The organism is Thermodesulfobacteriota bacterium (assembly GCA_036397855.1).
Classification (GTDB): domain Bacteria; phylum Desulfobacterota_D; class UBA1144; order Nemesobacterales; family CSP1-2; genus DASWID01.
The window spans coordinates 32,913-44,049 of the sequence record DASWID010000193.1; the positions used below are offsets into that span (position 1 = coordinate 32,913).

The window sequence follows — 11,137 nt, forward strand, 5'->3', positions numbered from 1 at the left end:
CATTTTGCACAGTTGGTCTTTTGATAGATAGAATTATCCTAATCTTGCGATAGTCGTTAGCGGTGGCAATTTCTGCAAGGAATTTAACTTTACAAAAATTGACAGGTCTTTGCAGTATTTATAACCTGAATAAATCATATATTAAAATTGTTTTATTTTAAATTAGCAAATTCCATGTACCTTGCTACAGGTTCCCCGCTGTCATAGCAATGACATTTACCTCAAAGTCATTGCGAAATTTGCGAAGCAAATTGAAGCAATCTCTTCTTTTTTTCCTGCTTTAGATTGCTTCGTCCCCTTCGAATTAGCTCAGGATGGGGACCGGAGCGCCACCAATATCGGAGGAGACTGATAAATTAGGGTAGGTCACGAGTCTTGCTCGTGACTATTGGTTATCCCACCGGCAAGCCTGTCCTGAGTTTGTCGAAGGGACTGGTGGGCTACCCTTAGTCGCATTATTTCTTGAAAAAGAAAGATTTCCCCGTTGGCCGCAATTGTAGATGTTAGATATTTCGTGTACAAAATCCTTACAATTTCTCGAATAGATTTATTTTCATTAATTCTTTTCAGACTGAAAAGGGCTTGAACGGCATTCGAAAGATTGCGTTAGGAAAATCAGAAACGAAGACGTTAAAATCTCCCTAAATCCCTCTTTTTTAAAGAGGGACTTGACAAATTTCCTCCTTTCCTAAAGGAGGATTAAGGAGGATTTTAGCTAAATTTTTGGACAGCCCTGTCGGAGCTAGGTCGAAGAGTTGCTTCTTTGTACCTGTGCTGAACTCGTTTCAGTATCAAGACAAAGAAGTTAGAAAGAAAACTAAGATAAATCAAGAAAATCCTTTTAAAGATTCTGTCCTCGGGATATCAGGCTTTAACAGCAATGACTGCAGAAACTGTTCGTTTACGTACTGATACCCTGCAGCTTGCTGTATGCTTGTTTATTTGATACTTTTATAAAGTTAGATAAATTTTAATGTAGCTTAGCAATTACGGTGATTGACACATGAGTCTAGATTTAATCAGAAAACACAATACCTGGTTTACGAAGGGTCTTCTGATCCTACTGGTGATTACCTTTGTTGTCGGATTTGGATTCAGTTTCCAGCAATTTGGTTTTGGAAGAGGAGTACCGCAGGGCACTGCGGCGGAGGTGAATGGCGAGAATATATCATTAATCGAATTCTTAAGGGTTAGAGAAAATCTTTATAAACAGTTTGGACAACAGGGGGAAGTCCCGGAGACGATCCAAAACTATATCAATCTCTCGGCTCTTAATCAATTAATAGACTTAAAACTTCTCTCACAAAAGGCGAGAGCTATGGGATTTAGGGTGACGGATGAGGAATTGAGTGAGGCTATTAGATCCAACCCGGCTTTTCAGATAGATGGGCAATTCATCGGGACCGAAGCATATAAAACCCTTATAAGGCAATCGACAAATGATACTGTGAGTCATTTCGAAATGAAGTACAGGGAAGAAATTCTGGCCCAGAAGCTCGTAAATTTTATCAATGAAACGGCTAAGATCACGGATGAGGAGCTATTCAACATATACATGAAGCAAAATGAGAAGGTGAATCTATACTTTGTTGAGTTTTCTCCCGAGGAATACTCGGATTCCGTGTCACCTAACAAAGAAGAGATCTCGAGTTACTATGAAATGAATAAGGATGAATTCAAAACGCCGGAATTGAGAAGGATACGTTACTATAAATTAACGCCCGATAATCTGGAGAGTAAGGTGATGGTAAGTGATCAGGAGATCGAAGCCTACTACAATGCCTATCCTGATGAATTTAGGTCTGAGGAGAATGATGTATTACCCTTATCGGGCGTTAAAGAAAAGGTTAAGGATAAAATTAAAAAACAACGGGCGGAGTTTCTTAAAGATGATTTTCTAAAGGAACTTGATGAGAAATTTGAGAAAAGCTCGTTCACTGAATTAGCGCACCAGAACGGTATAGTTGATATTGCCGAGAGCAAAGTATTTGCGGCTGGTGAAGCAATTGAGGGTATACCTCTTCAGGTAGTGAGCAAGGCCTTTTCTACGAATAAAGGTGAGAAGGCGTATTCGATAGCGGGAGATACAATATGGATCATAGAAGTAGCAGAGGTATCGCCACCATACCAAAAACACTTGGATGAGGCGGAAGGGGAAGTTACAGAAAAAATAAAAACAACCAAAGCGAAAGAATCGTCCAGGCTGAAGGCTCAGCAGTTTCTGGAAGGATTAAATACGGCTAAAGAGGGAATAAAAGAATTTGCAAAATCTAAGGGGCTTGCAGTTGAAGAGACCGGCTTTTTCAGCCGTCTTGATAATGTTCCTAAAATCAACTCGGAAGAGTTGAAGAAAGAGGCTTTCTTCCTCGAGGAAAGTAAGCCTGTGGCCTCAACGGTTTATATCTCCGGTGATAGGTTTTATATCGTATCGTTAAAGGAAATTCAAGAACCGGATACGAAAGAATTTGAAGCAAAAAAAGCAGAACTGAGAGAGAATGAAATTGCTCACCGCAGGAATGACATTTTGTCAGAGTGGATCCAAAAGCTGAGAGAAGAGGCAAAGATTGTCCCGAATGAAAGTATAATTCGTCCAAGGGGTCAGGCCGGCTAATAAGGCAGTGCTTACCTCTGTGCCAATCGAGTCAGGAGTGAAAAGCCTCTTTCGGTTTTCAGAATTCAGAGAACAAAATCAATAAGTTAGAGGCTGCTCCCTAAACGGGCATATCGATGCATTTTGTACTCCCTATTTTTGTCGCTTCGGTAAAGGGAAGGTACGGCTACTTCTTAAAGGGATTATATGGTCATACACAATATATAGTATGATACCTCTAGCAAACTACAGTAAGTTGTGTTAATATGAATCAAAATTCTGGATTGGGTCAGATTAAGCTTATTAATAGATGAGAATCAAGTCCATCGAAATCCTAGGCTTTAAATCCTTTTATGAAAAAACAATTGTCCAATGTCATAACAGAATAAATGCGATTGTTGGACCCAACGGATGTGGTAAATCAAATATACTTGATGCAATCCTTTGGATCCTGGGAGAGCAGAATCCAAGAAGGCTTAGGGCCGAGGCCATGGATGATGTAATTTCTAATGGTGGTGAAGCACTAAAACCCCTAGGTCTGGCGGAGGTTTCTCTAGTAATTAACGATCTACCTAATGACGGATTCGGTGAAATTGTGATCAGACGTAGGCTCTTTCGATCCGGAGAATCCGAATACTACATCAATGGAACGCCTTGTCGGTTAAAGGACATTACTGAAATGTTTTTAGACACCGGAGCCGGAGCACGAGCGTTCTCAATAATAGGCCAGGGTAAGATTGAGCAGATGATCTCTGCAAAGCCTGAAGAAAAGAGGTTGCTAATAGAAGAGGTCGCCGGAATCTTAAAATACAAGGTAAGGCGGCGTGAGACCGAAAGCAGGATCAAATCGACAATTGAGAATCTTGCCCGAGTTAAGGATCTGATAAAGGAGGTAGGTCGCCAGATGCAGATCCTCAGCCGGCAGGCTAAAGATGCTGAAGAGTTTAAACGCCTGTCAGAAGAAGCAAGAAGCACTGAGTTAAGAATAAACCTTTCTAAAATCAGGCTCTTAGGCATAAAGAAAGAGAGCCTTCAAGCTGACAAGTTAGAGATTGACAACGGGATTTCCAGCCTGAATGGACAGATAAAGGATAGAGATAACGAAGTGAAAGAGATTGAGGGTAGTGTAAAGAGATTGGAAGAGAACCTTGTTATATTCGAGAAGGAAACATATGGCTTAAGATCTGATCTACAGACAAAGCAATCATTCCAAGAAAGAGTGAAAAGTGAGATCTGTAGCATTGACGAATATGTCAGTAAATTAGAAAGAGAAATTGACCTCCTAAAAGAGCAAGAGGTGAAGTTAGAGGGTCAGACCGAAAATAAGAAAGATAACCTTGAGAGGTTTAAAAGAGATATTTCCCATACAAAGAATGAAATTATCGATAAAGAAGAACTTCTCTCCAATCTAAAAGATAAAATCACGAAAGAAAAGATAGAACTCGATAACACGAAGGCGGTGCTTTTCGAAATAATAGATAAGCATAGTTCTCTAAAAGCCGTTGCCGTTGGATATGAGAAAGAGTTGAACGAGTTGAGATCAAGAAGAGATAGGATCAAAAGAGAGTTGAGTGAGGTAGAGGGCGAAAGAGAAACAACTTTCAAGTACATTTCTGATCTGGAGCATGCTATGCATGATCTGGATGAGAGAAGGAGCCAAATAAAACAAAGTAACGAAGGTATAGAAAACGCTCTATTTGCACTAACTACCGATCAGGAAATGAAAAAAAAGGACATCTTGCAACTAGGTGAACGCCTCAATGAGGTCAATTCAAGGCTAGGTGTGCTGAAGCAGATCCAATCTAACTATGAGTGGTTACCCGAGGGGATAGGAAGATTTCTGGTTGAGAGAAAAGGGAACGGGATTTTAGGCCTGACTGCTGACTTCATTTCTGTAGAAAAGGGTTATGAGAGGGCCATCGAGGCAGCATTGGGCGAGAGGCTAAAATGGGTATTTGTGAAGGAGAGGGAAGCTGCAATATCTGCCGTGGAATCACTTAGGGAGTTGTCTGTGGGCAGGGGCACCTTTGTTCCGATTACTTCAAATTTTAACAATGGCGGATTTAATAATAATGGGGGTTCCGTACTGCCGCTTTTAGATAAGGTGATCGTCGAGGGTCTTGACAGGGAAATATTTGAAAACATGCTTAAGGGTGTGTTTATCGTAAAGTCACTTAAGGAAGGATTGGAGCTAAGAGATGAGATGGGTGAAGGGACTTCATTCGTGACACTTGAGGGAGATTTCCTAGATACAACCGGGGCGATATCAGGGGGTTTCGCACCCGAGGGGGTATTTGAGAGAAAGAGGGAAATCGAGGAGTTGTCCGCTGAAGCGTTAATACTTGAGAGGGATATTTCAAGAATTTCCGTTGAAATTGATGCAAGTCAGACTGAAATAGAAGAGATCAAAGGTGCTTTGCAGAAGTCGCAGAAGGAGTTGGTTGAGGTTGAAATAAAGGAGGCAGAAATCAATAAAGATCTCTCTAATATCAGAGATAATCTTGTGAAAATCGGTAAAAAACACGATGTTATAGGGAACGAGTTAAATTTTATTTATTCAGAAATAGAAGAACTTGAGATGAAAATCGATAGAGTAAAACAAGGCATAACACAGCTTGAAAAAGAGAAAACGCGACAGGAGACGAGGTATAGTGAGATCGAAATTGAATTGAAGGATTATGAAGTTCAAGAGGAGGGGTTCGAGGGGGATGTGGCTAATCTTAGGGTTGAAGTCGCAACTCTTTTGGAAAAGGAAAAGGGAATCCTTGAGGACTTAGATGATCTTACGAACAGGATTGGAGAAATTAAGAATAGGTTGGCGATTGAATCCAAAGAAGTCGAAAGGAAAAGGGTCGAGAAGATAAATCTTATTAAATCTGGTGATGAAGCAAGAGATTATGCCGAGAATCTATTGGGTATTATCAAAATTAAAGAAGAGGAATTATATATAAGAAAAAATGACAAGGAAGAATTGTTAAATAAGCTAAGAGGCAAAGGCGGGGAAATAGAAAGGTTAAGAAATGACCTAGCTTCTTTGCAAGAAAGATCACATTCTCTGCAGCTTCAGATAAATGGCCTAGGGATTGAGATTGAGCACACAGAAGTAGAAATAAAGAAACGCGGTGTCGATGTCGATATAGAATGTGAAGAAAGCTTTGAGGATTACGATCGAGTTACTGAAGAGGATAGACTATTAAAACTTAAAGAAAAAATCGATAGATTCGGTCCAGTAAATCTACTCGCTCCAGAAGAGTTTACAAACCTGGCGGAAAGGCATAAGTTCCTAAACGATCAAGTAGAGGATTTAACCTTGGCAATTTCATCCCTTAGAAAGGCTATGAACAGAATAGACAGGGAATCCTCAAAAAGGTTCACAGAGACTTTTGAGATTGTAAATACCAAATTTCAGGAGATTTTTAGAAGACTGTTTAGAGGTGGTGAAGCTAAGTTAGTTCTTACAGAGCCGGAGGATATTCTCAACACTGGCGTTGAAGTAATGGTAAGACCGACCGGGAAGAGATTTCAGTCCATAAACCTGCTTTCGGGCGGTGAAAAAGCACTGTCTGCTATTGCTCTGGTTGTTAGCGCATGTTTTGTAAAGCCCTCCCCATTTCTTCTTTTTGATGAGATAGATGCTCCGTTAGATGATGTTAATACGTCCCAATTTATAGCCTTGGTGAAAGAAATCGCAAATAAATCTCAAGTAATTATCATCACCCATAATAAGAGGACCATGCAAGCCGTTGATTCACTCATTGGCGTTACAACAGATCAGCCAGGCACTTCGAAGGTAGTTTCTGTTGAACTTCAGTGAGTTTTTCTTCCATAATCTTACAAACAAAATTAGCTTTATCTCTTACCTTCAACTTGTTATAGACGGGTTTTCAACTTATAATTTTCATCATCCCTTTATGTCTATTCGGGAGGTTTGAAACAGAATGATTTCTTATATTATGAAGAAAATTGTAGGGACTCAGAACCAGAGAGAGCTAAAAAGGCTTAGCCCTATTATTTCTCATATAAATGAATTGGAACATGAACTTATTGAGATTCCTACTGAAGAATTGGGAATCAGGACTAATAGTCTCAAGGAAACAATAAAGCAGGGGCTGAATGATTATCAGGGATCTGACGAAAATGAGTACAATCTCATGTTGGAAAATGTTCTCTGGGAGGTAATTCCAGAAGCATTCGCACTTGTAAGAGAGGCATCTCGGAGATCATTGGGCCTTCGTCACTTCGATGTTCAGCTGATCGGTGGAATAGTTTTGCATCAGGGAAAAATTGCTGAGATGAAGACTGGTGAGGGAAAGACATTGGTGGCTGCGCTTCCTATTTATCTTAACGGTTTAACTGGACCCGGCGCTCATCTTGTAACCGTGAATGACTATCTCGCAAGAAGGGACGCGCTGTGGATGGGGCCGATTTACAAAATACTTGGGCTCAAGGTTGGAGTGATTAATCATGAGGTTTCTTATCTTGTGGAATGGGAAGACCCTGGTAGAGCCGAACAAGCGATCCAAAACAACCTCAGCGTGTGGCCTGATGAATATGTACAGATGGAAATTCCAAAAGAAAGGAACCTTGAAGCGCTTGCGGCATATCAAACAAGGCTTGTAGAGTGTTCAAGAAAAGAAGCATATCTCGCTAATGCCACCTATGGAACGAACAATGAGTTTGGTTTTGACTATCTGAGGGACAATATGAAATTCTCTCTGGAAGACTATGTCCAGAGAGAGCATAATTTCGCCATAGTTGACGAGGTTGATAGTATCCTTATTGATGAAGCGAGAACGCCACTAATTATCTCCGGTCCATCTGAAGATTCAACACAGCTTTACTATGAGATAGATAATGTGGTAAAGAAGCTGGAGAAGGAAATCGACTTTACCGTAGATGAAAAGACCAGGCAGGTAACACCCACGGAAGAAGGTGCCACTAAGGTAGAGAAGATGCTTGGGATTAACAACATATATGATCCTTCAGATATCGAGTCACTACATCACGTGATACAGGCTCTGCGAGCGCATAACCTTTTTCGGTATGATGTCGACTATATGGTGAAGGATGGCAAGGTGGTCATAGTCGATGAATTCACCGGCAGGCTGATGCCTGGTAGGAGATGGAGCGATGGCCTTCATCAGGCTATCGAGGCCAAGGAAGGGGTTGAGATTGAAAGCGAAAACCAAACGCTTGCTACAATTACCATTCAGAACTACTTCAGGATGTATAGAAAACTATCAGGAATGACTGGTACGGCCGACACCGAGGCATTTGAGTTTAAAAATATTTATAACCTGGACGTTGTAATTATTCCTACGCATAAGCCGATGATAAGGATTGACAATAATGACTCTGTCTATAAGAGTGAGAGAGAGAAATTCGACGCAGTAGCGGGAGAGATTAAGCAGCTAAATGAAATGGGAAGGCCTGTGCTCGTAGGGACCACTTCAATCGAAAAATCTGAAAGGGTGAGCAAGTTGCTTGAGAAACTGCGCATCAAGCACCAGGTACTCAATGCCAAGCATCATGAGCGAGAAGCAGAGATTGTGGCGCAGGCTGGAAGAGTTGGGGCTGTAACGATTGCGACAAACATGGCGGGCCGTGGTACGGATATCATTCTTGGTGGTAATCCGGAGTTTCTTGGGAGGGAAATCATAAAAAGAAGATTCAAGATTGAAGCTAATGAAGCGGAGCCGAATCAGTTCGAAGAGGCAATGCTTGAATCCAAATCGATTTGCGACGAAGAAAAGAAAAAGGTGATTGAGCTCGGTGGTCTTCACATAGTTGGTACCGAGCGGCATGAAGCAAGAAGAATCGACAATCAGCTGAGGGGTAGATCCGGTAGACAGGGGGATCCTGGTTCTTCTCGTTTTTATGTTTCACTTGAAGACGATTTAATGAGGATTTTTGCTTCTGATCGAATCTCACGGATCATGGACAAGCTGGGGTGGAATGAGGGTGAACCTATCGAGCACAAGATGATATCGAAGTCCATTGAGAATGCTCAGAAAAGGGTTGAATCCAGAAACTTTGACATCAGGAAGCATTTGCTTGAGTACGACGATGTTTTAAACACTCAGAGAGATGTGATTTATACAAAGCGAAGGGACATACTAGGTGGAGAGAATCTAAAAGATAATCTGTTTAATATGGCAGATGAACTCCATGAAAACATCGTTATGTCTAATTTGCCTGAAAGCCTGAAATCAGACGGAGTGGATTTTAATGAACTCGATGAATCTATCTACAGGATCTTCAACGTACATGTAGATTTTTCCCGATATACTCAGAATGGAGCAAAGCGATCGGACATCATTGAATACATAAGGGACAGTGTCCATGGTTACTATGATGAAAAGGAGAATCAGGTTGGTTCGGAAACGCTCAGGCAAATCGAAAAATATATAATGCTCCAGACGATTGATTACTTATGGAAGGATCATCTTTTAAGCATGGATCATCTGAGAGAGGGCATTGGGCTTAGGGGGTATGCCCAAAAAGATCCACTCTATGAATATAAGAAAGAAGGATTTGAGATGTTTTCTGGTATGCTTTACCGCTGTAACGAAGACGTTTGCGAAAAGCTTTTCAGGGTGCAGCCTATAAGTGATGTAGATATGGAGCGTCTTGAGCGAAGGAGGAGGATCGAGCAGCAAAGGCAAATGGTTTTGGGAAGGGGAGAGGGGGAAGAAAGGAAAAAACCCGTAAAGCGCGAGAAAAAGGTGGGAAGAAACGATCCGTGTCCGTGCGGGAGCGGTAAGAAATACAAGAAATGTCATGGCAGGTCATAGCTTAGTGATTGATTCTGAACTTTCAGGGCTTTCGGAAAAGATTCGAAGACTCGAAAAGAATATCCAGCAGGTGATAAAGGGAAAACCCGAAGTAATAAAAACTGCGATAGTAGCACTAATTTCACGTGGGCACTTATTGATCGAGGACGTCCCGGGCGTTGGAAAGACAACATTAGCACAGGCGCTCGCTAATTCTGTTGACCTTTCTTTTAAAAGGCTACAATTTACCAGTGATCTGCTGCCTACCGATATTCTCGGTGTTTCAATATTTGATCAAAAAACTGGCGAGTTTAACTTTAAGCATGGGCCAATTTTCGCTAATGTAGTTTTCGTGGATGAGATAAACAGGGCCACACCAAAAACGCAAAGCGCATTACTAGAGGCGATGAATGAATCTGTCGTTACAATCGATGGGCATGGCTACAGGCTTCCTGATCCCTTTATGGTCGTTGCTACGCAGAATCCATTTGAATATAAAGGCACTTTTCCTCTTCCGGAAAACCAGCTCGATAGATTCCTTATGAGGATAAGAATTGGATATCCCGACTATGACAGTGAAAAGGAAATTCTTATCAAATTTAATTCTCTCGGTTTCTTGAACAGCATTAAGCCTGTTTTAACAAAGGAGGAGTTACTGCAGCTTCAAAGTATGACACAACGTGTAAGTATCGACGAATCACTCCTGGATTATCTATTGTGTATAGTCAAAGAGACGAGAAACCAGAAATATTTCGAGTTAGGAGTTAGTCCCAGAGGAGCGATTGCGCTTAAATTAGCTGCACAGTCCAGAGCTCTTCTTGATGGCCGAGCTTTCTGCATCCCTGACGATATAAAGGAAATGGTGCTACCTGTTCTTTCGCACAGGGTTGTTTTGAAATACGAACATTTACCCGAGAAAAACAGGCAAGAGGACTTACTTAATGAAGTTCTTGAAAGGGTGAACGTGCCAATTTAAAGAATTAAGGTATCATTACTTTATAGATTAATTAATCGAGGGCTAACACTAATGAATTCAAAACATCTGGGCTATATTTATTCGGGGAAAATTCCCTTTTATTATCTAGTATTACTTTTCTTTTTCATTCTCTTACTCTTTTCTGTAGTGGCTGTGCTGGGATTTTTTATCGCATTGGCAGTTGGGGTTGTCTCAATAGGTGTGATGCTTGTTCGTCGTTTAGCACATTCGAAGAAGATTAGATCCAAGAGGTTAGAGGATGACGGTCGAACAATCATATTGAGTGAAGACGAGTACAAGGTTATTGACAAGAAAAATTGATTATTGCTGGATAGGTCACTAGTCCCCTCGACTAAGCCTGTCGTGAGCTCTGTCGAACGGCTCGTGACATTAAATAAACCCTAAGAGAATAATAAATCCGTTCACCCTGAGTAGTGAGCCCTGAGTTTGTCGAAGGGTCGAACTATCGAAGGGTGTACTTTTTCAAATTCGAAGAAAAACATTTCATATACTAGAATTGATTATTATTCGGGTAGGTCACGAGTCCCCTCGACTAAGCCTGTCGTGAGCTCTGTCGAACGGCTCGGGACATTAAATAAACCCTAAGAGAGTATCAAATCCGTTCCCCCTGAGCTGGGTCGAAGGGTGATGTTTATAAGTGAGCGGCGACCTCTAGGTCGCCACTTTTTCCGCTAAACCCGATCAATTTTCTTTGCGAGATTAAAGTCGTTTTCGGTCAATCCGCCCTCGCTATGTGTGGATAACGAAAGCGTTACCTTATTATATTGGATTAGAATA

At 41.2% G+C, this 11,137-nt stretch carries 6 protein-coding genes; 5 read left to right on the top strand and 1 reads right to left on the bottom strand.

The annotated features are described in order from the left end of the window. The first annotated feature begins 1,003 nt into the window (after positions 1-1,003). From VGA95_14655 to VGA95_14675, 5 genes are all read left to right on the top strand, one after another. Complete coding sequence (locus VGA95_14655) at positions 1,004-2,611, top strand: SurA N-terminal domain-containing protein (GenBank protein HEX9667785.1); 1,608 nt, start codon at positions 1,004-1,006, stop codon at positions 2,609-2,611. Positions 2,612-2,900: 289 nt separating this feature from the next. Next, complete coding sequence (gene smc, locus VGA95_14660; GenBank protein ID HEX9667786.1) at positions 2,901-6,404, top strand: chromosome segregation protein SMC; 3,504 nt, start codon at positions 2,901-2,903, stop codon at positions 6,402-6,404. A 139-nt stretch (positions 6,405-6,543) separates the two neighbouring features. Then, positions 6,544-9,384, top strand: a complete 2,841-nt coding sequence (secA, locus tag VGA95_14665; GenBank protein HEX9667787.1) for a preprotein translocase subunit SecA — start codon at positions 6,544-6,546, stop codon at positions 9,382-9,384. Then, a complete protein-coding gene (locus tag VGA95_14670) occupies positions 9,371-10,339 on the top strand; it encodes a MoxR family ATPase (GenBank protein HEX9667788.1) in 969 nt (322 codons plus the stop codon). The genes secA and VGA95_14670 overlap by 14 nt, the downstream gene beginning before the upstream one ends. 51 nt (positions 10,340-10,390) lie before the next feature. After that, complete coding sequence (locus VGA95_14675; protein ID HEX9667789.1) at positions 10,391-10,660, top strand: hypothetical protein; 270 nt, start codon at positions 10,391-10,393, stop codon at positions 10,658-10,660. 371 nt (positions 10,661-11,031) lie between these two features. Here the strand turns inward: VGA95_14675 and VGA95_14680 are convergent. Further along, positions 11,032-11,137: 4a-hydroxytetrahydrobiopterin dehydratase (locus VGA95_14680; protein HEX9667790.1), on the bottom strand; the 106-nt coding region annotated here is incomplete at its 5' end.